This window comes from Paenibacillus sp. FSL R7-0210 (genome assembly GCF_038009085.1).
GTDB lineage: Bacteria > Bacillota > Bacilli > Paenibacillales > Paenibacillaceae > Paenibacillus_AQ > Paenibacillus_AQ silagei.
Map to the genome: position 1 here is coordinate 4,241,470 of NZ_JBBPAR010000001.1, position 15,174 is coordinate 4,256,643.

15 protein-coding genes are annotated in these 15,174 nt (G+C 54.1%); 4 read left to right on the forward strand and 11 right to left on the reverse strand.

Features of this window, described 5'->3' with window-relative positions:
* The first annotated feature begins 79 nt into the window (after window positions 1–79).
* Complete coding sequence (locus tag MKY64_RS18200) at window positions 80–1,012, forward strand: ArsR/SmtB family transcription factor (RefSeq protein WP_339254968.1); 933 nt, start codon at window positions 80–82, stop codon at window positions 1,010–1,012.
* 758 nt (window positions 1,013–1,770) lie between these two features.
* Here MKY64_RS18200 and MKY64_RS18205 read toward each other — a convergent pair.
* Together MKY64_RS18205 and MKY64_RS18210 are read right to left on the reverse strand one after the other, a co-directional pair.
* The gene (locus tag MKY64_RS18205) at window positions 1,771–2,049 is read right to left on the reverse strand and encodes a DUF6171 family protein (RefSeq protein WP_340954857.1); all 279 of its coding nucleotides are present in this window, start codon (window positions 2,047–2,049) and stop codon (window positions 1,771–1,773) included.
* Window positions 2,050–2,061: 12 nt separating this feature from the next.
* Entirely contained in the window at window positions 2,062–3,555 is a 1,494-nt protein-coding gene (locus MKY64_RS18210) for an alpha-N-arabinofuranosidase (protein ID WP_340954860.1), read from the reverse strand.
* Window positions 3,556–3,740: 185 nt separating this feature from the next.
* Here MKY64_RS18210 and MKY64_RS18215 point away from each other — a divergent pair, with 185 nt between their 5' ends.
* A complete protein-coding gene (locus MKY64_RS18215; protein WP_339313285.1) occupies window positions 3,741–4,157 on the forward strand; it encodes a peptide deformylase in 417 nt (138 codons plus the stop codon).
* On the forward strand, window positions 4,154–5,131 hold the full coding sequence (locus tag MKY64_RS18220) for a hypothetical protein (protein WP_340954864.1): 978 nt from the start codon (window positions 4,154–4,156) through the stop codon (window positions 5,129–5,131). Before MKY64_RS18215 ends, MKY64_RS18220 begins: the two co-directional genes overlap by 4 nt.
* A 43-nt stretch (window positions 5,132–5,174) precedes the next feature.
* Here the strand turns inward: MKY64_RS18220 and MKY64_RS18225 are convergent, their stop codons facing one another.
* From MKY64_RS18225 to MKY64_RS18245, 5 genes are all read right to left on the reverse strand, one after another.
* Window positions 5,175–6,116 carry a 5'-3' exonuclease gene (locus MKY64_RS18225; protein WP_051477787.1) on the reverse strand — a complete coding sequence of 314 codons (942 nt, stop codon included), beginning with the start codon at window positions 6,114–6,116 and terminating at the stop codon, window positions 5,175–5,177.
* A 27-nt stretch (window positions 6,117–6,143) separates the two neighbouring features.
* Complete coding sequence (locus tag MKY64_RS18230) at window positions 6,144–6,509, reverse strand: arsenate reductase family protein (protein WP_036696760.1); 366 nt, start codon at window positions 6,507–6,509, stop codon at window positions 6,144–6,146.
* Between the two features lie 431 nt (window positions 6,510–6,940).
* Window positions 6,941–8,041, reverse strand: coding sequence for an RluA family pseudouridine synthase (locus MKY64_RS18235; protein WP_340954867.1), 1,101 nt, complete (start codon window positions 8,039–8,041; stop codon window positions 6,941–6,943).
* A complete protein-coding gene (locus MKY64_RS18240; RefSeq protein WP_340954868.1) occupies window positions 8,038–8,604 on the reverse strand; it encodes a cob(I)yrinic acid a,c-diamide adenosyltransferase in 567 nt (188 codons plus the stop codon). The genes MKY64_RS18235 and MKY64_RS18240 overlap by 4 nt, the downstream gene beginning before the upstream one ends.
* A 142-nt stretch (window positions 8,605–8,746) precedes the next feature.
* Entirely contained in the window at window positions 8,747–9,526 is a 780-nt protein-coding gene (locus MKY64_RS18245; RefSeq protein ID WP_340954870.1) for a class I SAM-dependent methyltransferase, read from the reverse strand.
* A 314-nt stretch (window positions 9,527–9,840) separates the two neighbouring features.
* Between MKY64_RS18245 and MKY64_RS18250 the strand changes: the two genes are divergently transcribed.
* Window positions 9,841–11,862: a methyl-accepting chemotaxis protein gene (locus MKY64_RS18250; RefSeq protein WP_340954872.1), complete on the forward strand. Its 2,022-nt coding sequence runs from the start codon at window positions 9,841–9,843 to the stop codon at window positions 11,860–11,862.
* 60 nt (window positions 11,863–11,922) lie between these two features.
* On the opposite strand, the gene MKY64_RS18255 is transcribed toward MKY64_RS18250, so the two are convergent.
* The 4 genes from MKY64_RS18255 to MKY64_RS18270 all read right to left on the reverse strand — a co-directional run bounded on the left by MKY64_RS18255 (window position 11,923) and on the right by MKY64_RS18270 (window position 15,083).
* Entirely contained in the window at window positions 11,923–12,816 is an 894-nt protein-coding gene (locus MKY64_RS18255) for an alpha/beta fold hydrolase (protein ID WP_340954874.1), read from the reverse strand.
* Between the two features lie 89 nt (window positions 12,817–12,905).
* Complete coding sequence (locus MKY64_RS18260; RefSeq protein ID WP_051477788.1) at window positions 12,906–13,160, reverse strand: aspartyl-phosphate phosphatase Spo0E family protein; 255 nt, start codon at window positions 13,158–13,160, stop codon at window positions 12,906–12,908.
* Between the two features lie 200 nt (window positions 13,161–13,360).
* Complete coding sequence (locus tag MKY64_RS18265) at window positions 13,361–14,578, reverse strand: aminotransferase class I/II-fold pyridoxal phosphate-dependent enzyme (RefSeq protein WP_036696744.1); 1,218 nt, start codon at window positions 14,576–14,578, stop codon at window positions 13,361–13,363.
* A 13-nt stretch (window positions 14,579–14,591) separates the two neighbouring features.
* Complete coding sequence (locus tag MKY64_RS18270; RefSeq protein ID WP_036696743.1) at window positions 14,592–15,083, reverse strand: Lrp/AsnC family transcriptional regulator; 492 nt, start codon at window positions 15,081–15,083, stop codon at window positions 14,592–14,594.
* Window positions 15,084–15,174 lie beyond the last annotated feature (91 nt).

Below are 15,174 nucleotides of genomic sequence, written 5' to 3' on the forward strand. Positions count from 1 at the left end.
TGCAGCCAATCATGGCTTGTAGAAATTTTATTTGAGTAATATAATTATTAACTATATAACCTGAACGTGGAGGCATCCGATGAAACTTGATCTAACCGAACAATCTTTGCCCGTGTACGAGGCCCTGTCCAGTACCGTGCGCCTGCATATGCTGCGGCTGCTGTCCGATAAGCCCATGAACGTGAAGGAGCTGGCCGCAGCCCTCAAGCTCAGCAGTGCGATTATGACCATGCATGTGCGCAAGCTCGAAGCCGCCGGGCTGATCCGCAGCCATATGGCTCCCGGTAAAAGCGGTCTGCAGAAGATCTGTACACTGGCCGCCGACGGGGCTGAGATAGTTTTTCCGGGACAGGCCCGGACTCCGCGCAGAGGGTACCGCAAGGACATCCCTGTGGGGCATTATTCCGACTTCCAGATCGAGCCTACCTGCGGACTGTCTACGACAGAGAGGGTCATCGGGCACTTTGACGATCCCCGTTATTTCTGGGACCAGGAGCGGGTGAACGCCGGGATTCTCTGGTTCGGAAAGGGGTTCGTGGAGTATAAAATCCCGAATTTCCTGCTGTCGAGCCAGCAGCCGGAGGAGCTTGCCATCACGATGGAGATCGCCTCCGAAGCCCCGTCGGTCAACAACAACTGGCCGTCGGATATTACCTTCACACTGAACGGACAATCGCTCGGCTTCTGGACCAGCCCCGGTGACTACGGAGATAATCCGGGAAAATACACCCCGGCCTGGTGGCCTGCACTCACCAATCAATACGGCCTGCTCAAGCAGCTGCGGATTACTCAGACGGGTACCTTCATGGATGGGCAAAAGCTGTCGGAGGTCACCCTGGATCAGGTAGGCATCCGCAACAAACAATGGACCTTCCGGCTCTCTGTCGAGGAGGATGCCGAGCATATTGGTGGCCTCACCCTGTTCGGCAAGGGCTTCGGCAACTACAACGAGGATTTGGTGTTTGAGTTGTTTTATACAGATGGCGTGGCAGATTTGCCGGGTCCTATATGAAAGCCAGATTAGGGTGTGTAGAAGGTAGGTAGGTAGGTAGGTAGGTAGGTAGGTAGGTAGGTAGGTAGGTAGGTAGGTAGGTAGGTAGGTAGGTAGGTAGGTAGGTAGGTAGGTAGGTAGGTAGGTAGGTAGGTAGGTAGGTAGGTTAGTTTTCGTTTCAGCTACTTTTAGAGCTAATACTCCTTATTTCTGCTTAACGCTCACTTTCAGCAAAATTCAGGTGCATTAGTGCTCTTCATTTCTGCTCAACGCTCACTTTCAGCAAATTCAGGGGCACTTATGCCCCTCGCAACATCCATACAGCCCACTTCCAACCGCACCAAAGGGATTTTTCCCTCTCATTTCCTCATCTAGCCCACTTTCCGCCGCATCAGAGGGATTTATCCCTCTCATTTCCTCCTCCAGCCCACTTTCCACCGCATCAGTGGGATTTATCCCTCTCATTTCCTCACCCAGCCTACTTTCTGCCGCATTAGAGGGATTTATACATCTCATTTCCTCACCCAGCCCACTTTCCGCCGCATCAGTGGGATAAATCCCTCTCATTTCCTCCTCCAGCCCACTTTCACGCCGCATTAGATGGATTTATCCCTCTCATTTCCTCTTCCTCCCCCTCACCTCCACAACGCAAAAAAAAGCCCCTCCAACCGCCGCATTGTGCAGGTTGGAGGGGCTATCGGTGATCGATCCGTCTCTTATGACAAGAGCGGCTTCTAGCCTATCTTTTCGCCTGGCCCCTAGCCGTTAGGCGTGGGCCGTCATTCCGCCACCGGCTGCCACTTGCCGCCGCCGCCCGGCAGCGGACAGCTGCGGGCCTTCAGCCGGGCCACGACGGGAATGATACAGCCGCAGGCGGTACAGGTTACGCCATCCTGCAGCTTGGGGCAAGCCCCGCAAAGCGCAAGCCGCTCGGCATAGACCTCGTCTGAAGCGGTATTGCCGGGGTTGAACATGGAGGACGCCAGAATGCGGGCAATCTGTGCTTCCGTGACCTTGTACTCCTCCCGGCATCCTTTGCAGGCTGAAGTGGTTGTCATGCAGTTCTCTCCTTAGGCTTGTGGAGTGATGGCCAGTACCGTTACCGACATTGGTGGCAGCTCTACAGTCAGCGTATCCCCTTCAAGCTTGAAGGCGCTGAATGCCTGCGGTGTTACAGCTTCCGGCTGCTCAAAGCTATTGTGGGCATCGATGGAAGCTCCGGCCAGCGTTGTTCCGCTTACGGATGCTTGACCAGCCAATCCGCGCAGGGCAAGCGGCAACACTGCCGATGACGCGTGATTCAGGTTACACAGGCTGACATGAATGATGCCCTCAGCATTGACTGAAGCCGAAGCCGATACTTCAGGAATCTCTACGCCATCATAGCTGTATACCGGGCTGTCCACGGTGAACTCCAGCAGTTCTGCATCCTGATGCACCTTATACATGTTGAATACATGATAAGTAGGAGTCAGGAGCATTTTCTCGCCTTCGGTCAGAATAACAGCCTGCAGCACGTTCACGGTCTGGGCAATGTTCGCCATCCGTACACGGTCACTGTGCTTGTGGAAAATATTCAGCGTCAAGCCGGCCACCAGCGCATCGCGGATCGTATTCTGCTGGTAGAGGAAGCCCGGGTTCGTACCCGGCTCAACATCATACCAGGTGCCCCACTCGTCAACGATCAGGCCGACTCTTTTCTCAGGATCGTATTTGTCCATGATGGCAATATGGCGGGTAACCAGCTCATCCATGAATAGCGCCTTCTTCAACGTTGTGAAGTATTCGTCTGTTCCGAAGCCTGTAGCCGCGCCCTTATGATTCCAGTCCGAATTAGGCAGGGTGTAATAGTGCAGGGTAATTGAATCCATGAAGCGGGTAGCTTCACGCATCAGCACTTCCGTCCAGTTATAATCATCCGAATTCGCACCGCAGGCGATCCGGTGGATCTTGTTGTCTCCATAGTTACGTACATACGTCTGATATTGGCGGTACAGATCAGCATAGAACTCAGGACGCATGTTACCGCCACAGCCCCAGTTCTCGTTGCCCACGCCGAAATACTTAACGCTCCAGGCATCTTCCTGGCCGTTCTTCTGACGCAGCTCAGCCATTGGCGAGACTCCGTTGAAGGTCAGATATTCCACCCACTCGGACATCTCTTGAACAGTTCCGCTACCTACGTTACCGTTGATGTACGGCTCGCAGCCCAGCATCTCGCAGAGGAGCATGAATTCATGTGTACCGAAATGGTTGTTCTCTACCGCGCCGCCCCAGTGTGTGTTGATCATCCGCTTGCGCTCTTCGCTCGGGCCGATACCGTCCTTCCAGTGGTATTCATCGGCGAAGCAGCCGCCCGGCCAGCGCAATACCGGAATTTTCATTTCTTTAAGCGCTTCCACTACGTCGTTGCGGATACCTTTGGTGTTCGGAATAGGGGAATCTTCGCCCACCCAGATGCCTTCATAGATACAGCGTCCAAGATGCTCAGCGAAATGTCCGTAGATGTTGCGGTCAATCTTACCTTTGCGGATGTCGGTGTTCAGTACAATGCGTTCTGCCATGGGAAGTTAACGCTCCTCTTTAGATTAATATATTTGTTAATCATTTAACACTTATATTAACATTATAATCAAGCTTCCTCTAGTTCGTCAATCTTTATCTTAAGCAGCACCTCTCGCATTCCCGCATTTCACTTCCCCGCCAAAAATGATATTATGGACACACAAATACAGCATAATTGGAGAGTATGATGATTAGACCTATCAATAAAGATATATCGCTTCTTAGCCAGAAATCTGCGCCGGCCACGGAGAAGGATCTGCCCGTGTTAATGGATCTTGTGGAGACCCTGAACGCCAACTCCGACCGGTGCGTCGGCATGGCTGCGGACATGATTGGCGTCAACAAACGCATCATCGCCATCCGCGTGGAGCAGCAATTAACCCTTTCGATGATCAATCCGGTGATCGTCAAGCGTGCCCGTCCTTATGACACTGAGGAAGGTTGCCTGTCGCTCGAAGGCGTACGTCCTGCGAAACGATACGACTATATTGAGGTAGAGTACCTCGATTATAATTTTAAAAAGCACCGGGATAGCTTTACCGGATTTACGGCGCAGGTTATCCAGCATGAGGTGGATCACTGCGAGGGTATTGTCATTTGAGCCGGGACCTGAGAGCGATAACCTTCAGCAAGACGGCCGCCGAGCAAATTCTGAGGAATGAGACCGATACCCGTACGCTTTTGTCAGAATATCCGGAGTACAAGGAAGAAGTGCTGCTTGAGATCAATGCCCTATCGAGCCAAAAGCGCGCCAACCTGATCCATAATCTGCTCGCCAGCTATACCAGCAGCGCCATAATAGCGAAGAACAAAATTGTCAAAAGCGGCTTTAATCAAACCACTATCAACGCTTTTCTTCCTAATATTATTAAAGCCCGCTTTGCCATTTATCTGATCGAACAGCTGCAATTAGCGGTGTCCGCCGAATCAGCCTCCGGGCCTGTCCGGTTCAATCTCTGGGACGGTTATATTCTGCAGAAGCTCCTGTTCAAGGAAAAGCTTGTACGCAAGCCCGTATCGCTCCCTCTGTTCCGGGTATGCTGGAAGCTGATTATCCGCCCCAAAGTGCTGATGCCGCTTGTCAACAAACAAGGGATCTACTGCTTCTATTCCCGTACGTTAATCAAGCGCTTGTCCGCTCTGATCGGAGACAAGGCATGCCTGGAGATCGGTGCGGGTGACGGTACCTTGACGAGATTCCTTAACGATAACGGCACGGCCTGCCAGGCAACCGATGATTATAGCTGGGCGCATTATATCACCTACCCGGATTTTGTGGAAAAAGCCGATGCCAAAGCCGCCCTGAGCAAATACGCTCCTAAGGTTGTGCTTTGTTCCTGGCCGGTGCCCGGCAACCCGTACGAGAAGCATGTTTTTAATACGGAATCTGTAGAGTTGTATATTGTAATCGGCACAAGAGATCCGGCGATCACCGGTGACTTCGACGCGTATGATAAGGCTAAGCATTTCAGCATGGAGCTGAATGAGGAATTATCGCGCCTGCTTGTGCCGCCCTCCGGGGACAATGCGGTTTATCTCTTCACACGCAAACAAGACAGTACACACTCACGATAGGTGAGTATCTACTGTCTTGTTTGGTTTGCTGTCTATTCCGGCCTCAGCCCAGATCTCCCAGCTCAATCTGCACGATCCCCCGGTCATCCCGCACCTCGGCGATTCCGCCGATCAGATGCATCAGGCTGCCGAACTCCAGCTCCTGGAACTTGCGTGCCGCCGTATCCCGCTGCAGCTCCCAGAGACATTCGGCCAGCTCGCAGACTACCGGCACATCACAGCGGATCTCCGCCAGCTCGCGAGAGAGATGCAGCATGTCGAGATCCGCTTCAATCTTGGCACGTACGCCCTTGGGCAGCAGATGCAGGTTCTCAATGACCCCTTCTACCGTGCCGTATTCGGTCAGCAGCTTGGTGGCCGTCTTCTCGCCTATGCCCTTCACTCCAGGATAATTATCGCTGGTGTCGCCCATGAAGCCCTTCAGGTCGATCACCTGCGCAGGAGTGAGGCCCCGTTCTGCCAAAAGCTCAGCCGGATCATACACTTTATAGTTAGAGCGGCCTTTTTTCATAATCACGACCTTGACGCTGTCATTCACCAACTGGAGCATGTCGTGATCCCCCGTCAGAATATAGACCTCCGACTCCCCGCTGTAGCACGAAGCCAGTGTACCGATGCAGTCATCTGCCTCGTATCCGACCAGCCCGATATTCGGCACGCCCAGCTCTGCCACAACCTCCTTCACGAGGTCGAACTGCGGGATCAGCTCCAGCGGCGCGTCAATCCGGTTCGATTTGTAGCCTTCGTACTTCTCCGAACGGAACGTGCCCTTGCCCATATCCCAGCAGCAGACCACATGTGAAGGCTCAAACGTACTTACCGCATCGAAAAAATACTGCAAAAATCCATACACCGCATTCGTCGGCAGTCCGGCGCGGGTCTTGCGGATATATCCACCATAAGAGGTAGCATAAAAAGCGCGGAACAGCAGAGCCATTCCATCGACAATCATGACCCGGCCCTTCATTTCTGTTGCTGTGCTCATGTGTAACCTCTCCTTGTATTCCTTAATTTAGGCGTTGCTCCAAGCTTCGGCGTACTGGTCTTCCTTGTAGCCTACGGTAACCTTCTTGCCGTCAGTGACTACCGGACGCTTAATCAGCATCCCATGTGCGGACAGCAGTGCAAGCTGCTCGTCTTCGCTTAAGTCTGCAAGCTTATCCTTCAGGCCAAGCTCCCGGTAGACCTCACCACTCGTATTAAAAAACTTCTTCAGCGGCAGGCCGCTGTGCTTCACCAGCACGCGCAGCTCCTCCACAGTTGGCGGCTGCTCAGCGATATGCTGCAGCTCCAGCTCATGCCCTGCTTCCTTCAGCCATTTCACTGCGCTGCGGCAGGTGCTGCACTTGGGATATTGATATACTTTCAAGTTACTCATCGTCTTCTCCTTCTATTATAATGTGCAGCAGTGATGCTAGTCCTACAGGTCGTCACTGCTGCTTAATCGTTGACTGGACCGTCTGCATAGCTGCGGCTATTCCCGACCGGCAATACACCAGGAATCATTAGGTGGAAAATGTACAACTATTCCATTCAAATCCGCATTGTGAGAGGAAATAGTTGGATTTTCGGCACTTAAATCGGGAACAATCGTTACTTTGCGAAGTATGGGGCAATATTAGTTGTACTTTTTCCACTTGCTTGCCGCGGAGCTGCCATATAGCCGGGAATAAGTGCAGCCTGGCACTTATTTGTCTGCTGTTGTGCTCCTGCGGTGGCAGAATGGTTACTCTATGAACAGTCGGAGCATATAAATTGCTGCCCGCTGCGGCAGCTGACAGCTGCGGCCAGAACATGTCCGGCGCTTACTTACCGCGCCGACTGCCGGAGCTTCTCCTGCAGCAGCGCCATATCCGGCGGCAGCGGAGCCTCGAACACCAGCTCGGCATGCGTCACCGGATGCCGGAAGGCCAGCCGCACCGCATGCAGCGCCTGGCGCGGAATGGCCGCGTCCAGCTCCGCGATCTGCGCGAGCCGGGCGGCGTCGCCTGGCGGCAGCGCCGCGCCGTCTGCGGTCACCGCCAGCTCTTGCACCTGTTGCTCCTCGCCGCCTGCGGTCACCGCCGACTCTCCCGCACGCCGCTCCTCGCCCGGCGCTGACGCCTCCGCCCGGCTGTCAGCCGCCTGCCCATACAGCGGGTGACGGTACATCCCGTCACCGATCAGCGGGCAGCCGACCGACCCCATATGCACCCGGATCTGGTGGGTGCGCCCGCTCTCCAGCTTCAGCTCGACGCGTGAAGCGGCGCTGCCATAGACCTCCTTGACCTCATACCGGGTCAAGGAGGGATAGCCGTCCGGCGTTACAATCCGCCGGTGCGGCTCCAGCGGGTCGCGGTCGATCGGACCGTCGATATCGCCGCTGGGCAGAGCAGGCACGCCGTGCACGAACGCGGTATACCGCTTGTCCACCGTTCCTGCGATCATCTGTTCAGAGATGTGCTGGTGGCTGTACGGGTTCTTGGCAATCACCAGCACCCCGGAGGTCTCCTGGTCCAGCCTGTGTACGGGGCGGAAGCGGACCCGCTCGCCCTTCTCTGCCCAGTAATGAACCACACCATTCGCCAGGGTCTCGGTATAATGGCCGTGGGTCGGATGGACAATCATTCCTGCGGCTTTGCTTACCACAAGCAGATGCCCGTCCTCATACAGAATCTCGAAGGGAATCGGCTGCGGTAAAATATCCTCTGACGTCTCCTCCTCCATCCGGATCTGGACCTGATCCCCGCTGCTCACCTTGACGCTGATATAGACACGCTCTCCGTTCAGGGTAATGCCGAGGTCCGTCATTTTGAGCCGGGAGAGCAGCTTGCGGGAGACTTCCATCCTCTTTTGCAGGATGGTTTTGAGCAGCCAGCCGTCCTCGGACGGCGGCACGATATAGGAGATGGGGGGATAATAGCTGGTCATTTGTTCCGGAACACCTTTTTGCTGCGCAGATATTCTACTTCAGCAATCTCCAGCCGGGTATTGGCGGCACGGGCCAGAGCGAAGAAATAGTCGGACAGCCGGTTCAGATAGATTACCGCCTCCGGGTTAATCTCCGCACTGCGGCCCAGCGTCACTGCCCGGCGCTCGGCCCGGCGGCAGACCGTCCGGCAGATATGCAGCACAGAGGACAGCTGGCTTCCGCCGGGCAGGATGAAGCGCTCCAGCACCGGATTCTCGGCCTGAAGCGCATCGATCCAGCCTTCCAGGCGGGTGGCCATCTCGCTTTTCACCTTATAGCGGTTCTCACTCAGCTTCACGAACGCCAGATCCGATCCGCAGTCAAACAGCTCGTGCTGAATCTCCAGCAGCTGCTCGCGGACATCCAGAAACCGTTCGTCCTCCATCAGGCTCCGTGCCTGGCCAACGAAGCAGTTCAGCTCGTCAATGGTGCCGTAAGCCTCGACGCGGACATCGTCCTTGCCTACCCGGCCGCCAATCACCGAGGTCTCCCCCTTATCCCCCGTACGCGTATAGATCGCCATGATACTTCCCTCCTAAGTTGCAAAATCACATAGTAATAGTGTAATCGTTCTTAGGTAGGGTGGCAAACAAAGATCAACATTAAAGACATGTAAATAAAACCCTGAGGAGGAAGTCCGTAATCGTCCTGCCGCACAATTCGCCTCAAGGCTTACGAAAGGTAATGCAATACATCAGGCCCTTGCACACTTCCTTGTACTCTACCTCCAGCATCTCCGGCGGAATCAGCCCAAGCATCTCCGGCATGTCCGCTCCCTCTGCAAAATATCCCTTAACCACCGGCACCTTCCCGTACGTTCCCTTCACCAGCTTCTGCGTCTCATCGGCAATCATCAGCCTTGTGCCCGGCTTCGCCACCCGGATCATCTCCAGTACCGCAGCATGCGGATCGCTGAAACAGTTGATTCCGCCGACATGGTACACGCAGTCAAAGCTGTTGTCCTGAAAAGGCAGCTCCTCAGCAGTCCCTTGGAACAGATGTGCCTCCAGCTTCCACCGCCGCAGATTGCGCACCGCCTGCTTCAGCATTCCGCTGGAAATATCCAGCCCGTACAGCTCGGTCTGCGCGTTTTTGGCCTTCATGTTAAGGTACGGGAAATTATCGCCGCTGCCCACCGAGGTCTCCAGCACACGCTGACCGCCGCGCAGCTCAAGCGCAGACAGGAACTGCTCTCTATAGCTGCGTTCTCCGCCGAATTTCAGCGCGAAATACAGCTTGTTGGACAGCCGGTAGAAGCGGGCAATCCGGTTGTACAGCTCCAGGTACTTCCGGTTACTGCCGGCGGCATACGCTTCCTCCATAAAAGCCAAATACCCGTGCTTCCACGGGTACTTCCGTCCATTTGCCGGATTGACCGCCCCCGTACTTACCAGCTTAAGCTCTTCATATGTATTCGGGTCCCTCAACAGCTGATCATGCAGCATGAATATCTTCCTCTTTCCTTACACTGTACAGTTCCAGCCCGTACTCAGTGATGTTCGTGAATATTCATTATATGCCTACAATTGGAAGCGGACATCAGCCCCGGGTCTGCCGCCGTCTCCGCCTTTGGTCGTACCCCACAGACTTAGATATACGACATTTTTTTATTTTTTTCGACAAAAAGTAACAACAAAATCAGCTCTCCAGCCGATGATATTCAATACAGGTATAAATAGCTTCACTATCTAATGGGGGGATTAACATGGCTAATGTTGTTCACAAGGGGATTTCCAGGCTCCGATTCAAAAGCATACGTATGAGAACATTTGCATTCATCCTGCCCATCTTTCTGATCACGCTGGTGCTAGTCGCTCTGTTGTCGTACATGTATTCCAAAAGCATTATCCAGCGCGAGGTTACACAAAAAATGAATGTGCAGATATCAGATATTTCTAACGAAATTAATGCGAACTTAAATGTGCACAGCAAGGTTCCCGAGGTTCTGGCAAGGACGCTGGAGAGTCACGCTGCGGAATTCACACTGGATCAATACCGGACGATGCTGTCTAGTGCGCTGGAGGCTAATCCGGATACATATGGTGTGGGTATTTATTTTGAACCCGGACGGTATGACAGCAAGCTGAAGTACTTCTCCACCTATGCCCACCGAGACGGCGACAAAATTGTGACAACCGAGCAGTACAATGACCCCGATTATAATTATCACGGGCAGAACTGGTACACTATCGGCAGAGACCATGCAGCGTTTACAGATCCATTCTACGACACGATTACAGGGACAACGATGGCTACGTTCGCTGTTCCTTTCCGGGATACCACGAATACCTTGCTGGGTGTCATGGCCGGCGATATCGATCTCAAGACGCTGCAGAGCAGGATCGAACAGACCAAGGTGGGGAATACAGGCTGGGCCTTCCTGCTGGACAAGCAGGGGAATTATATTGCCGGACCGGATGCCGAGAAGAATATGCAGCTGAAAATAACAGATGAAAAAAGCGCAAGTCTGTCCGCAGCGGGAGCAGAAATGCTTCAGCAGAATCAGGGGATGGTAACCTATGCCGATTCCGGCGGGACCATCCAGATGTATTATGAAAAGCTGCCGGACACCGGCTGGACCGTGGGTCTTGCCATGCCGGAACAGGAACTGTATGCGCCGCTTAAAGGGCTGCTAAGGTCTATTCTGCTGGTTAGCTTTGCAGGTCTTATCCTGACGGTAGCAGCCGTATATCTATACAGCCGCTATATTACCCGTAAGCTGACTCGGGTCAATGAGATGTCCCGGCAGATGGCTGCCGGAGACTTCACTGGGAAGCTGGAGGTAGACAGTGAGGATGAATTCGGCAATATGGCCGGGCATTTGAACCAGATGATTACCAATCTGAGCAGACTCCTGGGGACCATTGCCGATCACTCGCTGCAAGTCGCCTCGACCTCGGAGGAATTAATGTCTAGCGCCAACCAGACCAATCACACCACAGAGGCTATTGTGGAGAATATTCAGGATCTCTCAGCCGGAGCGGATCAGCAGATGCAGGCCACCCGCGAGTCTGCAAGAGCGATGGAGGAGATGGCCGCCGGTGTGCAGCGGATCGCGGAGGCCTCGATGGACACCGCAGCAGCGGCTGGGCGGGCGGCAGGCCAGGCACAGAACGGGTATTCCGTCATTACGGAGGCGGTGGACCGGATGGAAGAGATGGAGCGGACCGCCGCAGATGCTTCCAGCATGATTACCTCTCTTAGCGCACAATCCCAGCAGATCGGCAACATCATTGGTCTGATCAAAGGCATCAGCGATCAGAGCGGCATGCTGGCCTTAAACGCGGCGATTGAGGCTGCCAGAGCGGGCGAATACGGGCGGGGCTTCTCCGTGGTTGCCGGTGAGGTGAAGAAGCTGTCCGAGCAGACAGCCGAAGCCGCCGGGCATATCAGCACCCTGATTCTTGAGATCCAGCAGGGCAACCGTGCCGCATCCGATGCGGTGCTGGCGAATGCCGGTGCCGTTCAGGAAGGCTCGCGGATGGTAGGCGAGGCCGGGCGTCTGTTCACGGATATTCTCGGCGGCATCGGCGAGATTAACACCCAGGTTCATGAGATGTCTGCTTCCTCCGAGCAGCTGCTGGCCGGAACCGAGGAACTAACCTCCTCGGTGGCGGAGATGGCAGAAGTGGCCAGGCAGGCCGCAGAGCGTTCCCAGAGCGCTGCCGCGGCCTCCGAGGAGCAGCTCGCCTCCATGGAGGAGGTAGCCGCAGCCTCTACCGAGCTGGCGAAGATGGCCGATGGGCTACAGCAGGCGGTGGCCACGTTCAAAGTAAACTAACATGCATGTATAACCCCCTGACAGGTCCCTTTGGACTGGCGCAGGGGGTTATTTATATAATCATTCTCCCCCGCTTCCCTTCAAAAAAGCCACCAGCTCGCGGTTGACCCGCACCGGCTGCTCATGATTCACGCCGTGGCCGGCGTCCGGGATGACCGTGTAGCGGAACCCGCCAGCATCCAGTGTTCCAGTGAGCTCCCGCTTCTGCTTCAGCTTATAATCTCCCAGCAGGAAGTATAGCTGATCCCGGAACGTAACCGCTTTCTCTTGTTCGTAGGGCTGAAGCTTATGGGCGAACATCGCCTGCTGGTTATGATTCTGCATTAACAGCACCAGATGCTCCCCGACTTCGGGATGCTTGTCGAACAGGCCTGAGGCCGGGGAGCTGAGCTTGCGGGCTGCCTTGAGCAGATTGCTGCGTGTAGGAACAAGAATCTCCGGGAACATCATCATCAGCGTATGTATCATGCTTTTAATTGGAGAAATGATTATTCCTCCCTCCATGCAGACAGCCTTCAGCGCTCTTCCCGGCCCGTTCACCATGTAATTGAAGGCCATATATGCTCCGTTTGACACTCCTGCCACACAGAATTGGTCAAGCTTCAGCCCATCTGCGACCTTGTTAATCCAATCCACCTGGTCAAAGGTCCGTTTATGGAACAGCTCACCTGGAACACTCTTCCCCGGTCCTCCCAGCGTATCTATCGCAATGCAGCGGAAATGCTGGGACAACTCCTTCATATTCAGCAGCCACATCACGGCCGAATTATCGCCTACCCCGTGTAATAGGAGCAAGGGCGGTGACTCCGGCTCTCCCGCTGTTATACAATGAGTTGTCCCATAAGGGGTCTCCACATCAAGCTCCTGAAATTCCGTCCCCCACGCGTCAAGAAGCTCGTTATAGGACCTTAGAACCTGTTCTTTGCCGGCCTCGCTTTTAAATACCTTGATCATTTTCATACTCCACCTTCCGGTACTTCATTATTCAAAAAAAACGGACATCTCCCCAAAGGAAGACATCCGCTTCATATAATCGTGCTGTATTAATTGCTCTTGCGGTGGCGGCCTCTCATATACTCATTAATCTTGAGATCCAGCAAGCTGCTGATTGCTATTACATTATCCGAGGTAAAGGACTTCTCCTGCATAAAGAGCTGTTCCATTCTGCTGCGGAGCATCTGAATTTCATCTTCCAGCGAGAGCCTGCGTGCATTCGCATCTTCTCTGGCAGGAGGTCGCCCGCTTCCGGAGCCACATTTCCCGCCAAAGGAGGATAAGTAATAATCTGCGCTCAGCACAATCACCCTTCCTGATGTAGTATTGCGCGTCATCCAGATAAGAACTGTGTGGTTCTAAGCAACCAGATATGAAGCGCCTTTATTCCCGGAATAAGAGGTCCATGTAAGTGTATTACAGGTGTTTCTTGTCCTTAGAGTAAAATAATACCATATCAGAAGGTGATCGGCTATAGTTCTATTTACTTCTTTGTCGAGCCTTGTCAGGCCCCTTCCCGGGCCAGCTGTGAGACAAATGCCCCAATTCGCTCAACCGCTTCATTCAACTGGGACACCGAGGTGGCATAGGAGCAGCGCAGATAGCCTTCTCCGCCCAGACCGAAGACACTTCCCGGAACGGCGGCGACCTTATATTCAAGCAGCAGACGCTGGGCGAACTGGTCGGAGGTCAGGCCGGTGGCCTGGATACTAGGGAATGCATAGAAGGCACCCTGCGGCTCATGACACTCAAGTCCCGCCTCCCGCAGCCCCTTGACAATCAATCGGCGGCGCTGGTTATAAGAGTCTGTCATGCGGTCCTTCTCTTCCATTCCGTTGGTAAGGGCCTCCAGCGCAGCCACCTGGCCCATCGAAGGCGCACACATGACGGTATACTGGTGAATCTTCAGCATGGCTGAGATCAGGTCCGGGTGACCGCAGGCATAGCCCATCCGCCAGCCGGTCATGGCGAAGGCCTTGGAGAACCCGCTGACCAGGATCGTCCGGTCAAGCATCCCCGGCAGCGAAGCGAAGCTGACATGGTTGCTTCCATACGTAAGCTCGGCATATATCTCATCCGAGATGACGATAAGATCATGCTTCTCTACCACCTTGGCAATCGGCTCCCAATCTTCACGGCTCATGATGGCACCCGTCGGATTGCTTGGATAGCAGAGAATCAGAATCTTCGAGCGCGGGGTAATCTTGGCCTCCAGATCCTCGGCAGTCAGCTTGAAGTTATTCTTCCCGAAGGTCTCAATGCCTACCGGAATACCGCCGCCGATAGCCGTAATCGGAGAATAAGAGATGTAACATGGCTCGGGTATCAGAATCTCGTCTCCTGGAGAGATCAGGGCACGCAGAGCCAAATCAATGGCCTCGCTGCCGCCGACTGTGGCGATAATCTGATTCGCCGGATCATACTTCACGGCGAAGCGGGTCTCCAGATACTCGGCAATCCCCTCGCGGAGCTCGGGCATTCCGGCATTGGAGGTGTAACCGGTGAAGCCTCGTTCGAGCGAATAGACGCAGGCCTCTCTCACATGCCAGGGCGTCTTGAAGTCCGGCTCGCCGACACCGAGCGAGATAATATCCTTGCTGCCTGCCGCCAGATCAAAAAACTTGCGGATGCCCGAAGGCTGAATCTGCTGGACCAGCGGGGCCAAATAAGAGTTCATCGACTTGCCTTTATCTCCTGTGTGCTGAGCGTTATTAATGATCATGACATTACATCCTTCACGGAGATATCATCAGACGGTTGTCTTCCTCATGCTCTTCAAAGATGATACCGTCCTGTTTGTATTTTTTGAGCGTAAAGTTCGTCTTGGTAGAGAGCACAGCATCAATCGGTGACAGCTTCTCAGACACAAAATTAGCGACCTCGCGCAGATTGCGTCCTTCCACTTCCACCAGCAGATCGTAAGCGCCGGACATCAGATAGACGGATTTAACCTGCGGATACAGATAGATCCGTTCGGCAATGCCCTCGAAGCCGCGGCCCCGTTCCGGCGTAATCTGCACCTCGATCAGCGCCGTCACCCGTTCATCATCGACTTTGTCCCAATTGACCACCGTCGCGTATTTCACAATGACATGATCCTGCTCCATTTCAGCGATCACGGTCTTCACATCTTCTTCCTCCGCACCAAGCAGGGTCGCCATTAATGCCGTTGAGCTTCGCGCGTCCTCCTTGAGCAGTTCCAGCACTTTCCTCTTCAATTCATTCATTCTCAGGGCCTCCTGCAAAAAAGAGTTTAGTATTAATATGACATGAAAAGTGCCGTTCTGCAAACAAAATAACCCCGCCGAGGCGGGGCTA

Coding starts and splice junctions, on each gene's coding strand:
- MKY64_RS18230 (WP_036696760.1), bottom strand. CDS start 6,509: ATGAGTAACTTGAAAGTATATCAATATCCCAAGTGCAGCACCTGCCGC.
- MKY64_RS18225 (WP_051477787.1), bottom strand. CDS start 6,116: ATGAGCACAGCAACAGAAATGAAGGGCCGGGTCATGATTGTCGATGGA.
- MKY64_RS18200 (WP_339254968.1), top strand. CDS start 80: ATGAAACTTGATCTAACCGAACAATCTTTGCCCGTGTACGAGGCCCTG.
- MKY64_RS18265 (WP_036696744.1), bottom strand. CDS start 14,578: ATGATCATTAATAACGCTCAGCACACAGGAGATAAAGGCAAGTCGATG.
- MKY64_RS18270 (WP_036696743.1), bottom strand. CDS start 15,083: ATGAATGAATTGAAGAGGAAAGTGCTGGAACTGCTCAAGGAGGACGCG.
- MKY64_RS18240 (WP_340954868.1), bottom strand. CDS start 8,604: ATGGCGATCTATACGCGTACGGGGGATAAGGGGGAGACCTCGGTGATT.
- MKY64_RS18235 (WP_340954867.1), bottom strand. CDS start 8,041: ATGACCAGCTATTATCCCCCCATCTCCTATATCGTGCCGCCGTCCGAG.
- MKY64_RS18250 (WP_340954872.1), top strand. CDS start 9,841: ATGAGAACATTTGCATTCATCCTGCCCATCTTTCTGATCACGCTGGTG.
- MKY64_RS18245 (WP_340954870.1), bottom strand. CDS start 9,526: ATGCTGCATGATCAGCTGTTGAGGGACCCGAATACATATGAAGAGCTT.
- MKY64_RS18255 (WP_340954874.1), bottom strand. CDS start 12,816: ATGATCAAGGTATTTAAAAGCGAGGCCGGCAAAGAACAGGTTCTAAGG.
- MKY64_RS18205 (WP_340954857.1), bottom strand. CDS start 2,049: ATGACAACCACTTCAGCCTGCAAAGGATGCCGGGAGGAGTACAAGGTC.
- MKY64_RS18210 (WP_340954860.1), bottom strand. CDS start 3,555: ATGGCAGAACGCATTGTACTGAACACCGACATCCGCAAAGGTAAGATT.
- MKY64_RS18215 (WP_339313285.1), top strand. CDS start 3,741: ATGATGATTAGACCTATCAATAAAGATATATCGCTTCTTAGCCAGAAA.